Source organism: Shewanella xiamenensis (assembly GCF_024971755.1).
Taxonomy (GTDB): Bacteria; Pseudomonadota; Gammaproteobacteria; order Enterobacterales; family Shewanellaceae; genus Shewanella; species Shewanella xiamenensis.
Genome location: NZ_CP079718.1, coordinates 1,996,757 through 2,019,068 on the forward strand (window position 1 = coordinate 1,996,757; position 22,312 = coordinate 2,019,068).

The window sequence follows — 22,312 nt, forward strand, 5'->3', positions numbered from 1 at the left end:
ACTTATATTTCACATGAAAGGGCATAGAACATCTTACAATGAGGAAGCTTACCCATGTGTGGTATCGTCGGAATAGTTGGCCAATCATCGGTTAATCAGACCATTTATGATGCACTGACTGTGCTTCAACACAGAGGTCAGGATGCGGCAGGTATTGTCACTGTTGATCGTGGTGCTTTCAGACTACGTAAAGCCAATGGTCTGGTCAAAGACGTATTTGAAGTCAAACACATGCAGCGCTTACAGGGCAATGCGGGCATTGGTCATGTGCGTTATCCTACTGCTGGCAGTTCCAGCGCGTCAGAGGCGCAACCTTTCTATGTTAACTCGCCATTTGGGATTTCATTAGCCCATAACGGTAACTTAACCAACACGCTTGAATTGGCCGAAGGCCTGATTAAAAAGCGTCGCCATGTGAATACCACATCCGACTCCGAAGTGTTGTTAAACCTGCTCGCTGATGAGCTACAGAAAACCACGAGCTTAGCACTGACGGCTGATGAAGTGTTTGACACTATCGCTAAAGTGCATGAGCAAGCCCGTGGCGCTTATGCCGTTGTGGCGTTGATTGTTGGCCAAGGTTTAGTCGCGTTTCGCGATCCTTTCGGCATTCGCCCCTTAGTGCTGGGTAAGCACGAAACCCCAACTGGCACTGAATATATGGTTGCCTCTGAGAGTGTGGCACTCGATGCTGTCGGCTTTGAAGTGATGCGTGATGTCGCGCCGGGTGAAGCGATTTATATTTCCCTCGACGGTAATCTTTACACTCGCCAATGTGCAAAAGAGCCAAGCTACTCGCCCTGTATCTTCGAATTTGTGTATTTTGCGCGTCCAGATTCTACTATCGATAATGTCTCGGTTTACGCCAGCCGCGTGAACATGGGTGCCAAGCTCGGTGAAAAGATCAAAAAAGAATGGTACGACCATGATATCGACGTGGTGATCCCAATTCCGGAAACCTCATGCGATATCGCATTAGAAATCGCCCGTTGCATGGACTTACCTTACCGCCAAGGTTTTGTGAAAAACCGTTATATCGGCCGTACCTTTATTATGCCTGGCCAACAAGAGCGTAAAAAATCGGTACGCCGTAAACTCAATGCCATCAACACTGAGTTTAAAGGTAAGAATGTCCTGTTAGTCGATGACTCCATTGTACGTGGTACTACTTCAGAGCAAATCATTGAGATGGCCCGTGAAGCAGGGGCGAAGAAAGTGTACTTTGCTTCGGCTGCACCGGAAATTCGTTTCCCGAACGTGTACGGTATCGACATGCCAACCTCGAATGAGCTTATCGCACACGGTCGTGATGCCGATGAAATTGCTAAGCTTATCGGCGCCGATGGCATTATCTTCCAAAATCTGCCGGATCTAGTCGAAGCGGTGAGAATGGAAAACCCAGAGATAAAACGTTTCGAAACGTCAGTATTTGATGGTCACTACATCACCAACGACGTTGATCAGTCCTATCTCGATCATTTAACGCAGCTTCGTAACGATGATGCCAAAGCTGACCGCAATAAGGATATTGGCACTAACCTTGAGTTACACAACGTCTGCCATCCATAAGACTAAACGCTTAAGATGAAAGAGTGTGCTTGGCGTTAAGCGTCGGCACACTTTAAAATGCACAATAAAAAGCCAGTGATAAGTCACTGGCTTTTTGTTTGGAATTTTAATCTTTAGGAGATTTTTGGATTCTCGTTGGATTGGCTCTGTGTTAGCTCATCCTGCGCATTTTTACGTTCAACCCAATAGTCCGCATGGTGAATACCGAGTTTTTCAGGATCAAACTGTGGCTCAATACCTTGTTTTTGCTGAGATTCATAATCTTTAAGACAAGTGAAGGCAATTTTTTGCAGGAGAATAATGGCAATAATGTTTAACCACGCCATAATTCCCACACCAATATCACCCATCCCCCAAGCCAAGTCTGCGGTTTTCACTGTGCCATAGACTGTGGAGGCCATTAGCACGACTTTCAGTACCACTGTAAGCCAAGGACGATTCACTTTGCGATTGATATAAGCGATGTTTGTTTCGGCAATATAGTAGTAGGCCACAATGGTGGTGAAGGCGAAGAAGAATAGCGCAACGGCGACGAACATATTACCAAAGCCTGGCATCATGCTTTCCATTGCGGTTTGTACATAACCAGGGCCCGCCGCAATCCCCGCAATCCCGGTATAAAGCGCTGCGCCATCAGGGCCCTGCACGTTATACAGGCCCGTGATCAGCAGCATAAAGCCAGTGGCTGAGCAGACGAACAGGGTATCAACATACACTGAGAAGGCTTGCACTAACCCTTGTTTGGCTGGATGACTCACGGCGGCGGCAGAAGAAGCGTGCGGCCCAGTACCTTGACCCGCTTCGTTGGAGTAAATACCGCGTTTTACCCCCCACATAATCGCAAGACCTAAAATCGCACCAAAGCCTGCATCGAGTCCGAAGGCGTTTTTTAGGATCAACAGAATAATATCGGGCAGCTGGCCAATGTTAAGGGCGATAATCACGCAGGCGACAATGATATAGCCGAGCGCCATAAAAGGCACTACAGTACTGGCGAACTGCGCAATCCGTTTCACCCCTCCAAAAATAATAAAACCTAATAGCATCGCAAGAATGGCTGCTGTGACATTAGGGTCAATATTGAAGGCGGTTTTTAAGCTTGAACCAATGGAGTTGGCTTGTACCCCTGGCAGTAAAATCCCGCAGGCAAAAATGGTCGCAATGGCAAATGTCCAAGCGTACCACTTCATGCCTAAGCCTTTTTCAATATAAAAGGCGGGGCCGCCGCGGTACTCCCCGTTGATTTTTTCTTTGTAGACTTGGCCTAAGGTGGATTCAACAAATGCTGAGCTTGCGCCCAGAAACGCTACCATCCACATCCAAAAAAGAGCACCTGGGCCACCAAAGGTAATCGCCGTGGCAACACCTGCGATATTACCGGTACCTACACGACCCGCTAAGGTCATGGCTAAAGCTTGGAAGGAAGACACGCCAGCATCGGTGCTTTTGCCATCAAACATTAGACGGATCATTTCGGGTAAATGACGTAACTGTAAAAAGCGTGAGCGCAGGGAGAAAAAGAGTCCTACACCGAGGCAAAGATAAACGAGCGCGGGACTCCAGACGATATTGTTGACCGCATTAACAATCTCATTCATATAATTCAACTCCAATATTCTGTTGTTTTTTTGCAGAGTTTTTAAGATTTTTTTAGGTGATTTTGGGTACTAAACAGCCAATTAGGCCTAAGGTTAAAACGCGTGTGTGCGTCCAAGAGCTTCAACATAACGATTTTTTTAGTCACTTCATAGCTAAAGTTGTTAAATATTTGATAATTTAACGTTCTTTATTTGATGGGGTTACTGAGGAGCTTTATTTTGCAGCGTTTTATCTCTGCTGCATTGAGATTTGTAATCTAGCAACTTGAATCATTGAGAAAAGCGGGGGAGATAAGGCGAATTGATTGAGACTATTAACTCAGCCAAAGTGGATAGCGGGGACGGTATTTGTGCAAGGCAAAGAAAACTTGGCTTAAATTACAAGCCATAACAGCATCCACAGTCCAAAGAGCCATGCCAGACTACGGCGGCTAACGCGATGTTTTAATAGCAAAGACAGGCTCACGGCCACGGGCAAATACAGGATAACTCCCCAAGAAAGGAAAGGCGCCTCAAGCCCAAGCCTTTTTAGCCCCATTTCACAAAGCAGACTTAATGCTAGCAATAACAGGCTGTGGAAGATCACCAATTGATTGAATCTTAAGGCGAGTGCTGGCTTAAAGGCTGGGATTGAAGGGCCTGGCAAGATCAGTGTATTCATTTGTTTTCTCGATTCCTCGTAACTGATGCAAGGGATTTTAGTTTTAGATGAGAACTATTCTCAACTAAATTTGCACAGCTTTAGTGTTTCGTTACCGCAGAGCGAGTTAAATCGGCCCTCGAGGTAAAACGGCGGTTTGCACTCTTGTCCGCTTTGGGCTAAATTACACTGTAATTATATCCAGTGTTTAATGTAGATATGATCCTCTATATTGCTGAAAAACCAAGTCTTGGGCGTGCAATCGCCGATGTGCTACCAAAACCCCACAAAAAAGGTGACGGGTTTATTGAAGACGCCCAAGGAAACTGCGTGTCTTGGTGTGTTGGGCATTTGCTTGAACAGGCCGAGCCCGATGCCTATAACCCCGAGTTCAAATCGTGGAAGTTTGAGCATTTACCCATAGTGCCCGAGAAGTGGCAGCTTAAACCTAAGGTCGCGACCCGTAGCCAACTCACTGTACTTAAAAAGCTGGTAAAACAGGCCGATACCTTAGTGAATGCGGGTGATCCAGACAGAGAAGGGCAATTATTGGTTGATGAAGTAATCGCCTATTTGGGCGTGACGGGCGATAAATTACAGCAAACGCAGCGACTCCTTATCAGCGACTTAAACCCGCAGGCGGTGAAACGTGCCTTGTCGCAACTTCGTAGTAACCGTGAGTTTATTCCTTTGTCTACTTCTGCACTTGCCCGGAGCCGTGCCGATTGGCTCTATGGCATGAATATGACACGGGCCTACACCATCCAAGGGAAAAAGGTCGGCTATCAGGGCGTGCTATCCGTCGGTCGAGTGCAAACCCCGCTCCTTGGGCTTATCGTGCGCCGCGATGAGGAAATCGCGCGATTTCAATCTAAACCCTTTTATGAAGTCTTAGCGCATTTAGTAACGGATAAACAACAATCTTTCACTGCGAAGTGGCAACCCAGTGAAGCCTGTTTACCTTATATGGACGAAGAAGGGCGAGTGCTTGCTAAGGGCTTAGCACAAAATGTGGTGCGTCGGATCACCGATAAACCCGCCAAAGTGACCCAGTTAAGCACTAAGGATAAACAGCAGAATCCGCCATTGCCCTACAGTTTATCTGCACTGCAAATTGATGCAGCTAAGCGGTTTGGGATGAGCGCTAAGGACGTGCTCGATACCTGCCAGAGTTTATATGAGCGCCATAAGCTGATTACCTACCCGCGCTCTGACAGCCGTTATTTACCTACAGAGCAACATGGTCTAGCAAGCAGTGTATTAGCGGCCATTATGGAGGGGGCGCCCGAGTTAGTCGCACACGCTGAGGCGCCGAATCCTCGGCTTAAATCTAAGGCGTGGGATGATAAAAAAGTCGATGCCCACCACGCTATTATTCCAACGGAAAAACAGCCCAATTTAGGCAGTTTAAGCCAGCGGGAAAGGGAGCTTTATCTACATATTGCCCGCCAGTATTTGGCGCAGTTTTACCCAGCCTATTGCTACAGTGAAACTGCGGTCGAAGTGACCATTGAAGGTGGTCTCTTTAAAACGAAGGCTAGACAGGATAAATCCCTAGGTTGGAAACAACTGTTTGCACGGGAAGCTGATGAACATAAAGAGTCTATGGGGCGAGAATCGCTTCAAAATACTGATGATAAAAGTACCGATAAGGATGCAGAAGATGAGGTGTTTTGTGGCATTTTACCGCCTTTAGCCCTAGGACAAATCCTTCACTGCAACCAAGGTGAATTGGTCGAGAAGCAAACTCAGCCCCCCAAAGCCTTTACCGATGCGACCTTGTTGAGCGCCATGACGGGGATTAATCGTTATGTGACTGACCCCGAGATCCGCAAAATTTTAAAGGAAACCGATGGCTTAGGGACGGAAGCCACTCGCGCAGGCATTATTGAACTGCTGTTTAAACGGGGCTTTATTCAGCGTCAGGGTAAGTCGATCGTGGCCACTGAGGTGGGCAAGGGCTTAATCAATAGTTTGCCCCTTAGTGCCACAACACCCGATATGACCGCGCTGTGGGAGGCAAGCCTAAATGGCATCTGCCATAAGGAAATCTCTTATCAAGGATTTATGCAGCCACTGCTGGGGACGCTAAATCACTTAATCGAAAATGCGGGCGCCCAATTACCCTCAGCCCTCAATGGCTTAAAAGGACAGGGTTTTAAGCGAGCAGCTAAAAAGTCCGTCTATCGAAAAGCGGGAACCAGAGGCGCTGCTGGCGGGAAAAAAGCCGGAACGGGCGCTAAAAAAGGAAATGCTAGAAATTCAGCCGCAGCATCTTCCATATCTACAACAGCTAAACCGACCGTCCCTAGACGGCGAACGAGCAAAGCGACCGTCCAAGCCTGATGACACAAATGTAATCAAACTGTCGCTAATGTTCGCGATTTGGTAACGATATTTAATTTATTCCGCGATATTTAATTACCGCCAATCACGTTATTTCGTGATTGGCCGATCCACTTCTAAAAAATACCTCGAAACTCAGCTTTTCTGCGCCGTGGCATGCTAACTGCTTTGCCTTGGCTGGAGAATATAATAAGCCAATCAAATCATAAGATTATTTATGATTTAGCTGAATGAATAGGTATAGATGATATGAAAAAGAAATTGCTTGCAGTGATGATCCCCGCGGTACTGTTGACTGGTACCACTCAAGCGGTTGAGTTGTATAACGATCAAACCAATAGTGTCAATATGATGGGGTGGTTAGGCTTTGCGGCGTTAAATGATGGTCATGAAACCTCAGTTATCGATAACTTTTCCCGGGTGGGATTTCGTTTTGACCGCCAAGAGAAAAACGGCTGGCGCTCCTTTGCCCATACTGAATGGGGTATTAATATGGTCACCAGCGACGATGGTCTAATTTATACCCAAGGCCAAGGTGGCGGCCAATTATCCGCTTCAAAAACCTCAGATTTCCTATTTAACCGCTTAGGTTATGTTGGCATGTCGCACGACAAATGGGGCACCCTCAGCTTTGGTAAGCAGTGGGGAGCTTACTACGATGTGGCCTATACCACGGATGTGCTCAATGCGTTTACTGGCTGGTCGGTCGGTGCTTATACCTTCGGTGATGGTGGGTTAACGGGGGCTGGACGTGCCGATGCGGCGCTGCAATACCGTAATACTTTTGGCAATTTACATATCGCGGTGCAATACGCTTCTAAGCAAAATAGCGATGTAGCAATTTATGACAACCAGGGTCACGCCTTAAACGATGGTTCTGAGCTGAGCTTCGACCCAAGCTATGGTGCGAGTGCGACTTACTATTTCACTGATAAATTTAAGGTGTTAGCAGGTTTTAACCGTGGCGACTTCACTGGCAATCTTGCGGGTAAAGACGTAGACAACACCAACCAAATCATCGGTATCGGCGCACAATACGGCAGTTTCTATCAATATGCACCGGGTCGTGATGCTAAGGGATTGTATGTTGGTTTTAACGCCCATAAGAGTGAGCAAAACGAGTTAGTGGGGGGCGAACTGTACGACTCAACTGGTGCTGAATTTATCGTCGCCTACCACTATGACAACGGATTCGTACCTAGCCTACTGCTGACTTACCAGGATTTGGATACCGATGAAAACACGGCAATTCAAGGTAAATGGACCCGTCAGTTTGCCGTGCTAGGCCTCCATTATCGCTATAGCCGCGACACTATCATGTATGCCGAGGCCAAAATCGATTTCAGCGATATGGACGATAAAGCCTACGAAGACCTACAAGATAACAACTACGCCGTGGGTATTCGTTATTTCTTCTAAGTTCAATGACTTGAGCGACTAATTCGGCAGCATAAATCAAAGGCCACAGATTGTGGCCTTTATTATAACTATCCATTTCTACTCAAAGAGTTAAACAATCCCTAACTTCTTCATTTTACTGCGCAGGGTATTAGCATTGATATCCAGTAATTCAGCGGCACCGCCCGGGCCATAGAGTTTACCCCCCGTGATCCTTAAGGCATGGTTGATGTACTTTTTGGTCATCACATCCAGCGGTACTAACTTATCGCTAGCATGGCTTGGATCGATAATCACGGTTTGATTTGATGGGGTTTTCACTTCTTCACAGTGTTGTGGAACCAGAAAACGAAAGTCAAGCGGGCCTGCAGGATGCTGGATCATGGCGCGCTCAAGCACATTGATAAGTTCGCGCACATTGCCTGGCCAGCCATATTGATTGAGGATATTCAACTGTTCTGGTGCAATCCTTGGTAACTGCGGCAAATTAAACTTGGCACTGAGCTGCTCGACAAAATGTTGCACTAACAGAGGAATATCTGTGCGTCTTTGTCTGAGTGACGGGATCTCAATGGGGAAAATCGCTAGTCGATACCAGAGATCCTCACGGAACACTTCTCTGTGCACCATAGCTTGAAGGTTTCTGTGGGTCGCCGCGATAATACGAATATCAAGTTGCACTGCATCGTGGCCGCCAACACGGGTGATACAACTATTTTGTAGAACCCTGAGTAGTCTAACTTGGGCTGAAAGCGGTAGCTCGCCAATCTCATCCAAGAAAATTGTGCCGCCGTTGGCTTGTTCGAAGTAACCAATTTTGCGCGAATCGGCGCCTGTAAATGCGCCTTTTTCATAACCAAAAAGCTCGGAGTCAATCAAGGTATCAGGGATAGCGCCACAGTTAACCTTGATAAAAGGTTTACCCGAACGTTCAGACAGCTCGTGAATGGCGTTGGCGATGACTTCCTTACCGCAGCCGGTTTCTCCCAGCATTAACACTGTGGTGTTGATTTTGGCGATGGATTGCACCTGCTGCATCACCTGTTTTAGGCCCGAATTGGCACCAACCACGCCATTTTGAATATCTAAAGTGCGGCGCAGACTGACGTTTTGTTTTGAGAGCGCTTCATTTTCTTTGAGTAAGTTTCGATCCCTTAAATTTAGCGCCGTGATCAGCGCTAAGTTCTGCATATGCGGCGCGATTAAGTCGGCATGGCGTGGTCTAAATACCCCTGTCGTTTTGGCGTAAAAGCCAACAATTCCAAGATGAGTATTTTCTATCGACATTCGCAGGATAATCAGTGACCGAATATCTTTAATCACCTGAGGTGCGACTAATGCAGTAACAGGATCATGCTCAATATCATTAACAATTCTAACCCTTGGTCGCTCGGGATCTTCTAAGTATTGCGCCATTTTTTCAGGAATTTGGACACGCTTATCGAGCGTACAACATTGGGTGTCATCTACATGGGCAATAAACTGTATATCATTAAATTGTTTGCGGAAAATGTTCACAAATAGCCCATCAATGGGCAGTTCATCCCGAATAAACTCAAAGTAGCTCTGTAGGGATTTCTCCAGTTGCAGACTACTACAGAGCCTTAGGGTTGATTCGTAATAAAAGTGTTTTTCCATTGATATTTCAAGTTGATCACTAAGTATCGTGATTGTAGATCTTTATATTTCGTGATTTTGTGCCTGCAATCAAAATTCACCACTTAAATACCTCCTTTTAGGTGCTTGGCACAGCACCTGCACTTTCATGCTGACAAGTTCCAGTGATTATTGAAGGAAATCAGCATGAGTAAAACCCAAGATATTAATGCGGGGCGTCGCCAGTTACTAAAGGGAGGCATGGTCATAGCCGCAGGGCTGGGGGCAAGTATGGCGCTGCCTGCCACAGCAAGTTGTGATTCGGCCCCTGTCAGCTTTGATGAAATAGTGGATGTGCTGGTTGTTGGCAGCGGTTTTGCTGGTATGTCAGCAGCGCTGCAAGCCAGAGAGGCCGGTGTGAGCGTGATGATTATCGATAAAATGCCTGTCTTTGGTGGCAACTCGACCATCAACGGCGGTGCGATGGCGGTAGCAGGTTCTGTCCTACAGAAGCAGGCTGGGATTGAAGACTCAGTCGATGCCATGGTCGAAGACATGTTACGGGCAGGCCGCGGCATGAATGATGTTGAAATGCTTAAACTGGTGTGCAACGGCACAGCAGAATCTTGCCAATGGCTAATTGATTACGGTGTTCACTGGAAGCCCTTTGTACAACATTTTGGCGGTCACTCAGTACAACGGGTACTGCAAACCGTCGAAAGCTCAGGTGCAGGCATTATTCGTCCCTTGATCAAAGCTGCGCGTGACAAGGGCGTGGTCATGAAAAATCAGACCAAGCTCGAAGGCTTTGTAAAAGATGAGGCTGGACGGGTGATCGGTGTCGAAGTTCGTGAAGGTTTTTATTTTCCCAATGAGCGCACGGGTAAAATACGCCGTATCGGCGCGCGCCGCGGCGTGATTATGGCGACCGGTGGTTTTGGCCGTGATATCGAATACCGCATGATGCAATTACCTGAGTTAAATAGTGATTTAGATTCAACCAACCATGCAGGTGCCACCTCTGAGGCACTCAAGCAAATGATGCTGATTGGGGCCAATCCCATTCATTTAGACCAAATTCAACTCGGTCCCTGGGCATCTCCTGACGAGAAGGGGTTTGGCACGGCTTCACAATTCAACACTATTGCCACTTATCCCCACGGCATTGTTGTCGATGTACGCACCGGCGAGCGTTTCTTCAATGAATTAGCCGACCGTAAGGCGCGGGCCGACGCCATTATGACCAGACGAGATGAAAAGGGACAGCCTGTCTATCCCATTGGCTTTACTAATGCCGCCGGTGCCAGCAAAGCGCAAACCCTAGATTGGGGACTGAAATATAACGTCATCAGCAAAGCCGAGACCTTAGACGAACTGGCTGCTATTTACGGCATGCCTGCTAAGGCGTTAAAGGCGCAAGTCGAGCGCTGGAATGAGGCGGTTAAGACTGGTGTAGATAAAGAATTCGATCGCCCAATGCAAGAGGCCATCGTGCTAGACAAAGGACCTTGGTATGCGGTGCGCATGTGGCCGAAGGTGCATTACTGCATGGGCGGCGTGAAGGTAAATACCCAATCCGAAGTGCTGCATTTGGTCAGCAATAAAGCCATCCCCGGATTATATGCCGCTGGCGAAGCAACCGGTGGTATCCACGGTGCAAGTCGATTAGGTGCCTGTGCCGTTGCTGAAGGGGTGGTGACGGGGCGTAACGCTGGCCGTAACTGCGCCGCAGCGAGTGCTGTGACACTTAAGCAAGCCTAGATTTTACTAAATATAACAAAATGTTGGAGATGATTATGAATAAATCAGTGTTGATGGCTTCACTCACCTTGAGCTTACTCTCAGGCAGTGCGTTAGCGATGGAGCAAGTCGTGCTTGATGGTAAACATTTAACCCAAGACCAAGCTTGGGCCATTGCCGATGGCGCTAAAGTAAAAATTGCTCCACAAGCGAAAACCCAATTAGTGAAAGCACACGAGCTATTGATGGAAGCCGCACGTCTAGGTAAACCCGTTTATGGTCTAACCGTAGGTGTTGGACTTAATAAAGACCACAAACTGTTCGATGCTAATGGCAAATTGAGTGATGCAGTACTCGATGCCTCAAGAAGTTTTAACTTTAGTACTTTTCGTGCTCATAGTGCAGGCGTGGGTGACGCTGCGCCCATCCGCTTAACACGTTTGGCATTAGCTGTGCGGTTAAATACTATGCTAGCCGGACAAACCGGTGTGCAGCCTGTGGTGGCAGAGCTTTATGAAGCTTATCTTAACAAGGGGTTGACACCTGTGATCCCAGCCAAGGGCACGGTAGGTGAGGCGGACATTCTACTCTCATCCCATGTCGGTTTAGCCATGGTTGGCGAATGGGAAGTATTCTATAAAGGTCAGCGTGTTAGCAGTAAAGAGGCGATGGCTGATGCAGGGATTGCACCATTAGTTCCAATGGGGAAAGATGCGCTGTCGATTTTATCTAACAACGCCTTTGCTGTGGCGTATGCAATGCAAGGTTACCGCGAGGCGAAGCAACTATTGGCCGTGTCGCCCACCGTCTTTGGCTTAAGCCTTGAGGGATTAAACGGTAACGTGGCGCCATTCTTGCCACAAACCAATGATATTCGCCCATTCCCTTATATTAAAACCGCCGCTAGTGACATTTTAAAACAACTCGATGGCAGCTATTTATGGCAGCTGAATGATGAGCGTCCTTTACAAGATCCGCTGAGCTTTAGAACGACAGCTTATACCTTTGCTGGCGCCGAACAGGCCTTAGCTTCATTGGATGAAGTACTCAATATCCAAATCAACCATTCAGATGATAACCCCGCAGTAATTGTGGGTGCCTCAAACCAGTATGCGCAGTTCCCACAAGTGGCTAAGTATTTGGTTGAAGGGCAGGGTGGTGTATTCCCAACCACTAACTTTGAGCCGCTGCCTGTGGCTCTCGCGGTGCAAAACCTGAGTGTGGCCTTGACCCATGTTTCCCATAACAGTGTGATGCGGACCATTCATTTGTCCGATGAACACTTTACTAAGCTGACGCGCTTCCTAAGTGCGCCTGAAAACCAAGGCCATGCCTTTGGTGCAATTCAAAAAGCCTTTGTGGATATGCAAGTGCGTAACAAGCAGTTAGCGACGCCAGTCTCCTTCGATGGGATTTCTATCGCTGGTGGTATTGAAGATACCTTCACTAACCTTAAGTTAGCATCGGATAACCTGATCCAAATCGTGGATAACACGCGAGTCATCTATGGTTTAGAGCTGCTACATTCAACTCAAGCGATTGATTTACGTAAACAAGCGAACCCTGAGCTGCAACTTGGTAAAGCGACGCAAGCCATGTACAAGGCTTACCGCGAGAAAGTGCCTTTTGTTGCGAAAGATCGCCCATTCACGCCGGACATCCAAGCGTCGACTGACTTTATTACACACTATTAATCTGCGATGCGGGGCACCATGCCCCGCCTAGGAAGACTCTGATGTTAAAACCCGTATTTATTCTATTACTCGGTGCCATGTTGGCAGCACCTATGGCTGCTAATGCAATGAATATCAAGGATTACCATAAAGAGGTAATGACTGGAGCCGATGGTAAAGTCGATTGTGCGGCATGCCACGGTGATGCAAAACGTAAAACCGTTCCCGATGCTGCGACTTGCAGTCGTTGTCATGGTTCACCCGAGGACGTGGCTAAGTTGACTGCGCGCCCTGCGGATGCGGGTCATTCGGTTGAGCCGAATCCCCATAACAGTCTGCACTATGGTACTGATCTGCCTTGTACTTACTGCCATCAGGAACACAAAGAAAGTAAAGTCTATTGCAATCAATGCCATGAGTTTACTTATCCTCAAATGAAACGTTAATTTCATCCTCGTTAAACACCCGCTCCCCTGTATTTTGACGATTATTGTCATGCACTCAACTTTGTTGAGTGCATTTTTTCAGCAAAAAAAAGAGTAATCCAACTCGGATTACTCTCACGGAAAATAGGTCGTTGAACGTTGTAGCCAAAATCACTCATTTGGATGAGGAGCCTGCACACAATGACAGCTTTTACTTAATTAACCCTTAAAATTAACATTTATCTTAAGAGTTCACCGCGGTTGAGACTGATGAGCTTATCTAAGATCCGCTCGCCATCCATTCGAATACCATTGTGTTCATATTCTGAGGTTAACCAATACTTTAGGTGCGCTACCTGTTTGGCGGTTTCTAGGCTGAAATCCATCTCTACATACATATCTTCGCTATAAATCGCGGCCGCAACTGGGACGCGGTTTTGGCTGAGCTGCTCAAGATTGTATAGCGCTGGCCAGTCCGTTTTATGGGCAAGAATATTGGCTGCGGCTTTAAGTGGCGCTAAATGGCTAAATTGTTCAAACATCCAAGGGTAAATCATCTCGCCAGTAAACAGGAAAGGCTTACCCACTTGATAGTTAAAGGCCGGATACTGCTCCCGTACCCTATGGGCAGACCACTGTGACGCACTGTGTTGGCAGTAGATGGCCTCGTGTAACAGGGCAAAAATTGGGTTGGTGTTATAGTCGAGTAATTGGCAGAAATGATTTAAAAACAGCGGGTTGACATAATCACCTTGGGGCGAGTGCACTAGGGCCTGTTCAAGTAAATAGTAGACTGACTCAGGGCCTTGCTCCATGCCTAAATTAATGCCAAGCAGTTGCAGCATTTCAACCGTGAGGCGTTCACCCGTGGCTAACTGCACTGGATGTTCGAGTAAATGTTTGGCGAGGCGAGTCACCAGATGCTGCGCATCGTGGAAGCGCTGGAAGAAGTCCTTATTCTTGGCGAGTACGCGCTGATAGGTGGCTTGATAAACCTCATCACTGCTGCGCGTGAGGGAAGGAATACCACCTGTGATATAGGCTTCACTTACGCCCTGAGGCGCAGCACTTAAGTAGTGCAGCACGCAGAAACCACCAAAGCTTTGACCGAGGATAGCCCATTTATCGGCGGGGCAGAGCTGGGTGCGAATGGATTCGGCGTCACGGACGATATTGTCGGCTCTAAAATGGCTTAAATATTCGGCCTGTTGCTCAGGGGGTAAGTGACAGAGGCTCTGATAATTGATGGGGCTAGAAAGGCCTGTGCCCCGTTGATCGAGCAATAAGACTCTAAACTCTTTGAGTGCTCGACGGATCCAGCCGCTATTGCTGGCGGGTCGCATAGCGGCAAAGCCAGGACCTCCTTGGAAAAAGACGATATAGGGTAATTTTTTATCTTTATTTTCAATGGCGCAAAGTTCTCTCGCAAACACAGTAATCTGCTCACCAATGGGTTGTTGGTAGTTGAGTGGCAAAGTAAATGTGTGTTTCTTGGCGAAAACACCAGCGAGCATCATATCGGGTTTCATCAATTGACCTTAAGGGCTAGGCTTGTTATTTATGGCAGATTGTATACAAAAGCCCTGTTGTCGCAAGTTAGGATTATTTGATTAGCCTTTGGTTGAGATCAATTTTTATTATAAAAAATTGAGCCATGATAACCCTCTTAGCGTAATCTATCGGCTATGGATAACACGAGATTGAAGCTATGAAGTACCAAATTATTCCTGTGACACCTTTCCAGCAGAATTGCAGCTTGATCTGGTGTGAAAAAACTAAGCATGCAGCGGTTGTCGATCCGGGAGGGAACGTTGACCGTATTTTAGGTGAAGTCACTAAATTAGGGCTGACCCTTGAAAAAGTGTTACTCACTCATGGTCATATTGATCATGTTGGCGGTGCTAAGTTATTAGCACAACAAACGAATGTACCCATCGTTGGTCCACATGAGGCGGATAAGTTTTGGATTGAAAATCTGCCTAAACAGAGTCAAAACTTTGGTTTTCCCCACTGTGATGCCTTTGAACCCGATCAATACCTGTGTGATGGCGATACCGTCACCGTGGGCGAGCAAAGTTTGACTGTGCTGCATTGCCCTGGCCATACGCCAGGACATGTGGCGTTTTATTCGGCCTCATCCAAGCTTGCATGGGTCGGAGATATTCTCTTTAGAAGCTCGATTGGCCGTACTGATTTTCCTCAGTCAAATCATCAAAGCTTGATCCATTCAATCACCTCTAAACTCTGGCCTTTAGGCGCTGACGTGGAATTTATTCCTGGCCACGGACCTATGTCTACCTTTGGCGAAGAGCGTGAACATAATCCCTTTGTGGCTGATCAGTTACTGCTCTAAGTTGCATAACACTGCGTCAATTGACTTAATATCAACCAAAATGCGAGTTCTAATCAGGTACAATTCATATTTACTGTGCCTGATTAAACCTGCAAACCTCATCTCTGCTTGACACACATCTTGGGTCTTTTTAGTTAGATTTATCCGCAACTATCTATTTTTAAGCATTATATTTTGACCTAAACCAAATATCGGTTATTTACGCAACTGAGAATCGCTCGTAACTCTGTGTATTATTTCATCAAAATTCTGTTTTTTTACGTTTTAGCTACATTTTACTGACTAGACTTAAAGCTAACGTTGTAGGTGTCTATCGGGGTAACTATGAATACAAAAACGATGATGAGTGTTGTTTTTTCCACAATCGTCGCTAGTGCAGTGATTACGGCGGTGCTGAGTTTTAATGTCAAATCTAAGATTGAACTCTTTAATGATGCTGCGAATATTCGCTATCAATCCTACCAAATTGCTGATGAACTTCGGCAAAGTTCTGATGATTTGACCAGACTCGCCCGTACCTATGCGGTGACTGGGGATGAAAAGTACGAAAAAATGTATATGGATATTCTGGCCATTCGTAACGGTGAAAAACCTAGACCGGAAAAATATCACCAGATTTATTGGGATTTGGTGCTCAGTTATGGCGATAAACCTAAGCCAGATGGCGCCAGAGTGGCCATCAAAAGCCAAATGAAGGCCTTGGGGTTTTCTGATGAGGAATTCCATTATCTAGAGCAGGCACAGCAAAATTCTGATGCTTTAGTCGCCCTTGAGGTCAAGGCGATGAACGCGGTGAAAGGAATTTTTATCGATCCTAATACCCAAACCTACAGCATTAAAGGTGAGCCGAATCTCGCGATGGCGAGGGAATTACTACATAGCGATCAATATCATAGTGAAAAAGCCAAGATCATGCAGCCGATCGATCAGTTTTTTACCGCCTTGGATAAACGCACTGAGGGTGAGGTGAGTAATCGATTGGATTCTTTAAATATGGCACTCAATGGTTCGCAGTTTGTACTCTTTTTGGTGATTTTAGTTGCCGTTGGCGGCTTTGTTATTGTTAAAAGTAGGATTGTGACTCCACTCGTACAAACCTGTCGCGAATTACTTGATATTCAAAGGTCTAAAAATCTTGCCCGCAGGATCTCAGTTTCGACTCAGGGTGAAATTGGGGAAATTGTTAACCAAATTAATTTATTCATTTCATCTCTAGCCAGTTCATTAGCGACGACGGACAGTATTGCGAAGGAGGTGGCAGATCTCGCTAAACAAACCAAAGCTTCGATTCAAGTTTCCCGTCAAAGCTCAAACCGAGTCGCCAAAGAGCTCGATGCCAGTGCGAGCGCGATGGAAGAAATGACGACCACCTTAGTGCATGTTAGTGAGAGCACCTCGAACGCCGAAATTCGGGCAGCAGAAAATGAAACCCATGTGGGCGTTGGTCAGGATACGGTTTCAGAGGCATTGAATGCGATGGCGGTGCTCGAAAGTGAATTTACGACCACCCAAGATTCGATGCAGCATTTGGTGAATGAGAGCACTCAAGTCAGTAATGTATTAAGTGTGATTAAAGCGATTGCTGAGCAAACTAACTTATTGGCACTCAATGCCGCCATTGAGGCGGCGAGGGCGGGTGAGCAAGGGCGTGGTTTTGCGGTGGTAGCCGATGAAGTGCGTTCACTCGCACAGCGCACTCAAGATTCTACCAAGGAAATTGATGATATTGTTGCCAGTTTACAAAATCGCACCAATCAGGTGGGCAGCTCAGTCACCCAAGCGGCTAACTTAATGAAAAAAGCCTCAGGTGAATTGCAACGTATCGTGACGGTCTTTGATGATATTCGCCATAGCACTGCGGCGATTCATGGGATTAATACCCAAGTAGCGGCATCAACCGAAGAGCAATCTCTGGTGTCTAAGGATATTGCCACCAGTCTTATGGTGATCCGCGATAATTCCCGCGAAGTGTCACAAATTATTGAGCAAATCGAATTCACCTCTATTAGCTTAGATAATCAATCCCAAGCACTACGAACTAAGGCTGGAGAGTATCAGTTTTAACCCTTAGTTCAAGGCTATCTCCCACTTGTTGACAGGGATGTCAGCTTTATCCTTTAGCTATTTTGTGTTTCCCCGCTTTTGCCCTTTTAAATTCAATTTTCCTTTGTTAGCTTGTTCTACATAAAGATAATTTTTTAATCAGTTACGCTGATTTCAATCGTGGATGCATTAAATGTGTCCCTAAGTTAGCGAAATAGAGAGGAGTCAATGTCGATGGATCACCAAATGGAAGACTTATTAGAACATTGGTTGCCCCTCGCGGATGATGCATGGGTGCTGGCGGTGATTACCCATATCCAAGGCTCGTCCTACCGTAAACCCGGCGCCATGATGTTATTCCACGAGTTTGGCCAAGGCGCAGGGATATTAAGTGGTGGCTGTTTAGAGGCCGATCTTCGCCGTCATGCGCAGCAAGCCATGCAATCGCAACAGATTACTTGTATCACCTATGATGCAACCGATGAATCCGATGCCAGCTACCGCCTAGGTTGTGGTGGTAAAGTCGATATCATGTTGATCCCTCTGCTTAAAGAAAATCATGATCTTGGCCTAGTGGACATAGTACAAGCGTTTCGCAAGGGGCTGTCGGGCTACTATCAATTGCCCTTAGTGCCTGCGGGCAGCGATGCTCGCAGTTACGCTGCACAGTTTTATCCGGCGCAAAGTGCCCCTTTTCCTACGGCGGATTTTCCAAAGGCGGGCATACTCAGTCAGCCTGAATGGGAGGCGCTTATCATCCCAGTCAGACCACGATTTCATTTAGGGATTTTTGGTGGAGGAATAGATGCTAAACCCGTGGCAGCGATTGCCCACAGTTTAGGTTGGCAGGTGAGCGTGTTTGATACGCGCACCGCCTACGCGAGAAGTGCCGACTTTCCCCATGCCCATATCGTCAAGCAAAGCCTTGATGATGCCGAAGCGCTTGTCGCGCAATTAGATTGCGCCGTGGTCATGCACCATCACCTGAATTTGGATGCGGCGGCGCTCAAAGCTATTCAACCTTTTGATCTTAAATATGTTGCCCTCTTGGGGCCCGCTCATCGGCGGGATAAAGTGCTGGCGATGGCCGAACTCAATACGGAGTCGTTTAGTGGCTTTTTCTCGGCACCTGCGGGGCTTGCTCTTGGTGGCGAGTTACCGAGCGCCATTGCCTTGAGTATCTTGGCCCAATGCCATGGGGTGCTTCATGGCGCGGCATTTTCCTCGCTCGATGGAATGATGCCTTAATGCGCATCAGGCAAAGATTGCTCATTGCTGTGCTCGCGGCAGGCGAGAGTCGGCGCTTTCAGGGGGCGAAGCTGGCACAACGTTTATCAACAGCGGCGAGTGAAGGGCAAAGGCATAGCATCTTACAACGCCATATCGACCGTTTGGCTCGCTTCACCTCGGCTCCATTAGTAATGGGATCATCCAATCAAGTCACTGCAGAACTATTGGTAGTGCTTGGTGCCCATCAAACATTATTGCGTCCGCAACTTGACGCTTTCGGAGCGCTAAAACTGGCGTTGCTTGATAATCCTAATTGGCAAACAGGTTTGGCGTCGTCGCTGCGAGTCGCGGCGGCCTATGCAAAAGCGCAGCAGTTTGACGGCATGTTACTTACCTTAGCGGATCAAGTTGCGCTGACATTTGAAGACTATCGGCAGGTGATTGAGACTTGGCAGACGAGTCAACAATCTGTGGCCGCTTTTTATACGAACGAAGCTGAGATGTTGAATGGACAAGGGACGTTGGATGAACAAGGGACGTTGGATGAATTAGGCGCCCCTGCTATTTTTAATGCCTCAATACTCGATTTATTAACGGATTTGACCGGCGATCGCGGCGCCAAATCCATCTTAAAACAACTGGAAAATGTGGGTGAGTTAGTGGCTGTTCCTTTGCCCCATGCCGCGATTGATATTGATACTAAAGCCGATCTTGCGTCGTGGTTGGCACTTAAGGAGTGAGTTATGGCAATACCATCCTCGGAGGCGGCACAGGACCAGAGCCTTGCGATGCCTTCCCTAAACCTGACCATTAATGGCAGATCCTTTACCTTAAATGCGGATCCCAATATGCCTATCCTCTGGGCGTTACGGGATATTTTAGGCTTAACGGGCACTAAATATGGCTGCGGCGCCGGACTCTGTGGCGCTTGTACCGTGCATGTAGATGGTCAGCCTGTGCGCGCCTGTTTAACCAGCTTATCCCAGGTGCAGGGTAAACAACTGACTACGATCGAAGGGCTGAGTAATCAAAAGCTTAAAAATGCTTGGGCCGAACACAATGTGCCTCAGTGTGGTTATTGTCAGGCGGGGCAATTAATGTCAGCAGCGGCTTTAGTCACTCAGCATCCAAAACCATCGGCGGAACAAATCGATGCTGCGATGTCGGGTAATTTGTGTCGCTGCGGTACCTATCCTCGGATAAAAGCGGCGCTGCAAAGCTATGCCAAACAGGAGGGCTAAGATGAGTACATTCACCGCAGTTGAAAATATCAGTCGCCGCGATGTGTTAAAACTCTTCGGCGCCGTCGGGGGCGGCCTCGCCCTTGGTGCCAGTGGCCTCAGTTGGAGTCCAATGGCATTGGCGCAGGACCAACAGGCGCGGCTCAATCTGTTTATCGCCATCGGTGAGGACGACAAGGTCTATTTGACCTGCCACCGCTCCGAAATGGGTCAGGGGATCCGCACGGGGATTTTGCAAATTTTGTCCGAAGAGCTAGAGGCTGATTGGGATAAAATTGTGCCTATTCAAGGGCTCGCCGATAAACGCTACGCCAGCCAAAATACCGATGGTAGTCGCAGTATCCGCGAAAACTATGATCGCATGCGTGAGATGGGCGCGATGGCTCGAACCATGCTTGAGCAAGCCGCAGCAGCCCGCTGGAAAGTCCCTGTGAGTGAAGTGCAGGCTAAAGATCATCAAGTGCTGCATGCCAAATCTGGCCGTTCTGCCAGCTTTGGCGAATTAGCCCTCGATGCGGCGGCGTTACCACTGCCTGCGGCTGATTCGCTGCGATTAAAGGCGGTTAAGGATTTCAAGCAAATAGGGGCTTCGCGTCAGATAGTCGATATGCAGGCCATGCTCACGGGAAAGGCTATCTATGGTTATGATATCCAAGTGGATAACATGCTTTATGCCAGCATTATGCGCCCACCCGTATTGGGGAGCGATGTGGCAAGTCTTGACGATAGTGCAGCGCGCAACGTAGCGGGTGTGGTCGATGTGTACCGTTTGCCAACGCCCAAGGGCGCGCCCGCTTTTCAAGCCTTAGGCGGCGTAGCTGTGGTGGCGACAAATACTTGGAGCGCGCTGCAGGGACGTAAAGCCTTGCAAGTGAGCTGGACTGAGTCTGCCAACAGTAGCCACGATTCTAAAACCTATCTGCAAGAGCTGGTGGACAAGGTACAAGCCCCTGGCAAGGTGGTACGTCAAGTTGGTGATGAGGTCAAAGCCTGGCCAAAGGACGATACTCTTAAGGCGATTTATACCGTGCCTTACCTTATCCATTCCTCCATCGAGCCGCCTGTGGCCACCGCCAATGTGACCGAGAAGGGCTGTGAAATTTGGGCATCGACACAAACACCGCAGAGTACCCAGCAAAATGTGGCTGCGGCCTTAGGTATCGCCGAAGAGGCGGTCAAAGTGAATGTCACGCTTCTGGGCGGCGGCTTTGGGCGCAAGTCCAAACCAGATTTCAGTGTGGAGGCGGCGCTACTCTCTAAGCAATTTAAACGGCCGGTGAAGGTGAGTTGGAGCCGTGAGGATGAGATCCAAAACGGTTATTACCATGCCATCAGTGCCCAGTGTTATCAGGCCTTGTTCGATGCCAACAACAAACCGACGGCGCTATTAGCGCGTACGGGCTTCCCGTCGATCAGCTCCACCTTTGCCGAGGGCGTCGAGTATCCATCCGGCGGTGAGTTGGACTTAGGTTTTGTCGATGTGCCCTTTGCTCTGGCAAATTTACGCTATGAGGCTGTAAAGGCCAGCGCCCATAGCCGTATTGGTTGGATGCGCTCGGTATGTAACATCCAACACGGGTTTGGCGTGGGCAGTTTTGTCGATGAAATGGCCCATAAAGCCAAGTTATCTTGCCCCGATATGTGGCGTAGCTTGCTGGGGCAAGCAAGGCGAGAGACCTTTGAGAACCAAGGCTTTAAATATGGTAACTATGGTGAAGACTTAAATCGTCATCCCGTCGATGTTGGCCGTTATCTCAAGGTAATTGAGGCGGTTGAACAAGCTCAGGCTAAGGCGCCTAAAGCGGGTAAACATCAAGGTTGGGGCTTTGCCGTGCATCGCAGTTTTGTGAGTGTGGTGGCGGTGGCGATACGAGTTGAGGTCGGTGAGGATAAGCAGCTTAAAGTGCTGAATGCCATTGCAGCGATTGATGCCGGCACTGTGGTTAACCCCGACAGGGTGAAAGCGCAGACCGAAGGCGCGATTGTATTTGGTTTAAGCTTAGCACTGATGGGGGAAATCAGTTATCAAGAGGGTAAGGTTGTGCAGTCTAACTTTCATGATTATCCGCTGCTGCGTTTACCCCAAGTGCCAGAGATGGAGATCATCATTATTGACTCGGATGCGCCGCCTGCGGGTGTAGGTGAGCCCGGCGTACCGCCAGTGGCGCCTAGTCTGACCAATGCGATATTTGCCGCAACAGGCCTTAGGATCCGCGACCTGCCGGTTAATAAACAGTTAAAGGTGTGATGCTGTAAACGACACCTGAGTGAGCAAAAAAGCGCCTAATAAGCGCTTTTTTCGTTTTTTTACCACAAATAAATTGCTTGTTAGCAAATTTACGGGCATTAATGCCGAAAATTAGCAATAGATCAGGTTTTTGTTACCGAACTTGAGGTAATTTAACCAATATGTTTACTCAAGTGACCTAAGGTATGCGGACTCGCGTACACATTCATTTG

Annotated in this window: 16 protein-coding genes; 12 read left to right on the plus strand and 4 right to left on the minus strand. The window is 47.7% G+C overall.

What is annotated here, in order from left to right; all coding sequences use genetic code 11:
• The first annotated feature begins 54 nt into the window (after nt 1-54).
• Entirely contained in the window at nt 55-1,569 is a 1,515-nt protein-coding gene (gene purF, locus KXJ80_RS10000; RefSeq protein WP_037420099.1) for an amidophosphoribosyltransferase, read from the plus strand.
• Nucleotides 1,570-1,682: 113 nt separating this feature from the next.
• Here the strand turns inward: purF and KXJ80_RS10005 are convergent, their stop codons facing one another.
• Nucleotides 1,683-3,167 carry an alanine/glycine:cation symporter family protein gene (locus tag KXJ80_RS10005; RefSeq protein WP_099458361.1) on the minus strand — a complete coding sequence of 495 codons (1,485 nt, stop codon included), beginning with the start codon at nt 3,165-3,167 and terminating at the stop codon, nt 1,683-1,685.
• Between the two features lie 373 nt (nt 3,168-3,540).
• A complete protein-coding gene (locus KXJ80_RS10010; RefSeq protein ID WP_259474693.1) occupies nt 3,541-3,828 on the minus strand; it encodes a hypothetical protein in 288 nt (95 codons plus the stop codon).
• Nucleotides 3,829-4,026: 198 nt separating this feature from the next.
• Here KXJ80_RS10010 and KXJ80_RS10015 point away from each other — a divergent pair, with 198 nt between their 5' ends.
• On the plus strand, nt 4,027-6,153 hold the full coding sequence (locus KXJ80_RS10015; protein WP_218738842.1) for a DNA topoisomerase III: 2,127 nt from the start codon (nt 4,027-4,029) through the stop codon (nt 6,151-6,153).
• Between the two features lie 249 nt (nt 6,154-6,402).
• A complete protein-coding gene (locus tag KXJ80_RS10020; protein ID WP_259474694.1) occupies nt 6,403-7,572 on the plus strand; it encodes a porin in 1,170 nt (389 codons plus the stop codon).
• A gap of 90 nt (nt 7,573-7,662) precedes the next feature.
• Here the strand turns inward: KXJ80_RS10020 and KXJ80_RS10025 are convergent, their stop codons facing one another.
• Entirely contained in the window at nt 7,663-9,189 is a 1,527-nt protein-coding gene (locus tag KXJ80_RS10025; protein WP_037430095.1) for a sigma-54 interaction domain-containing protein, read from the minus strand.
• Nucleotides 9,190-9,354: 165 nt separating this feature from the next.
• Here KXJ80_RS10025 and KXJ80_RS10030 point away from each other — a divergent pair, with 165 nt between their 5' ends.
• Genes KXJ80_RS10030 through KXJ80_RS10040 form a run of 3 tightly spaced genes read left to right on the plus strand, consistent with a single transcriptional unit; the run spans nt 9,355 to nt 13,006 of the window.
• Nucleotides 9,355-10,908, plus strand: coding sequence for a flavocytochrome c (locus KXJ80_RS10030; RefSeq protein WP_109277663.1), 1,554 nt, complete (start codon nt 9,355-9,357; stop codon nt 10,906-10,908).
• A gap of 35 nt (nt 10,909-10,943) precedes the next feature.
• Nucleotides 10,944-12,581, plus strand: coding sequence for an HAL/PAL/TAL family ammonia-lyase (locus tag KXJ80_RS10035; RefSeq protein WP_259474695.1), 1,638 nt, complete (start codon nt 10,944-10,946; stop codon nt 12,579-12,581).
• 41 nt (nt 12,582-12,622) lie between these two features.
• Nucleotides 12,623-13,006, plus strand: coding sequence for a cytochrome c3 family protein (locus KXJ80_RS10040; protein ID WP_037431101.1), 384 nt, complete (start codon nt 12,623-12,625; stop codon nt 13,004-13,006).
• Nucleotides 13,007-13,224: 218 nt separating this feature from the next.
• Here KXJ80_RS10040 and KXJ80_RS10045 read toward each other — a convergent pair whose 3' ends face one another.
• Complete coding sequence (locus KXJ80_RS10045) at nt 13,225-14,514, minus strand: alpha/beta fold hydrolase (protein ID WP_037431098.1); 1,290 nt, start codon at nt 14,512-14,514, stop codon at nt 13,225-13,227.
• Between the two features lie 179 nt (nt 14,515-14,693).
• On the opposite strand from KXJ80_RS10045, the gene KXJ80_RS10050 reads away from it, so the two are divergent.
• From KXJ80_RS10050 to KXJ80_RS10075, 6 genes are all read left to right on the plus strand, one after another.
• Nucleotides 14,694-15,338 (plus strand): MBL fold metallo-hydrolase, encoded by a 645-nt coding sequence (locus KXJ80_RS10050; RefSeq protein WP_037431095.1) that lies wholly within the window; start codon nt 14,694-14,696, stop codon nt 15,336-15,338.
• 324 nt (nt 15,339-15,662) lie between these two features.
• Nucleotides 15,663-17,402, plus strand: coding sequence for a methyl-accepting chemotaxis protein (locus KXJ80_RS10055; RefSeq protein WP_259474696.1), 1,740 nt, complete (start codon nt 15,663-15,665; stop codon nt 17,400-17,402).
• A gap of 213 nt (nt 17,403-17,615) precedes the next feature.
• Nucleotides 17,616-18,629, plus strand: a complete 1,014-nt coding sequence (locus KXJ80_RS10060) for an XdhC family protein (RefSeq protein ID WP_259474697.1) — start codon at nt 17,616-17,618, stop codon at nt 18,627-18,629.
• Nucleotides 18,629-19,351, plus strand: a complete 723-nt coding sequence (locus tag KXJ80_RS10065) for a nucleotidyltransferase family protein (RefSeq protein ID WP_259474698.1) — start codon at nt 18,629-18,631, stop codon at nt 19,349-19,351. Before KXJ80_RS10060 ends, KXJ80_RS10065 begins: the two co-directional genes overlap by 1 nt.
• A 3-nt stretch (nt 19,352-19,354) precedes the next feature.
• The gene (locus tag KXJ80_RS10070) at nt 19,355-19,852 is read left to right on the plus strand and encodes a (2Fe-2S)-binding protein (RefSeq protein WP_037431089.1); all 498 of its coding nucleotides are present in this window, start codon (nt 19,355-19,357) and stop codon (nt 19,850-19,852) included.
• 1 nt (nt 19,853) lies between these two features.
• The gene (locus KXJ80_RS10075) at nt 19,854-22,100 is read left to right on the plus strand and encodes a xanthine dehydrogenase family protein molybdopterin-binding subunit (protein WP_259474699.1); all 2,247 of its coding nucleotides are present in this window, start codon (nt 19,854-19,856) and stop codon (nt 22,098-22,100) included.
• The last annotated feature ends 212 nt before the right edge of the window (nt 22,101-22,312 follow it).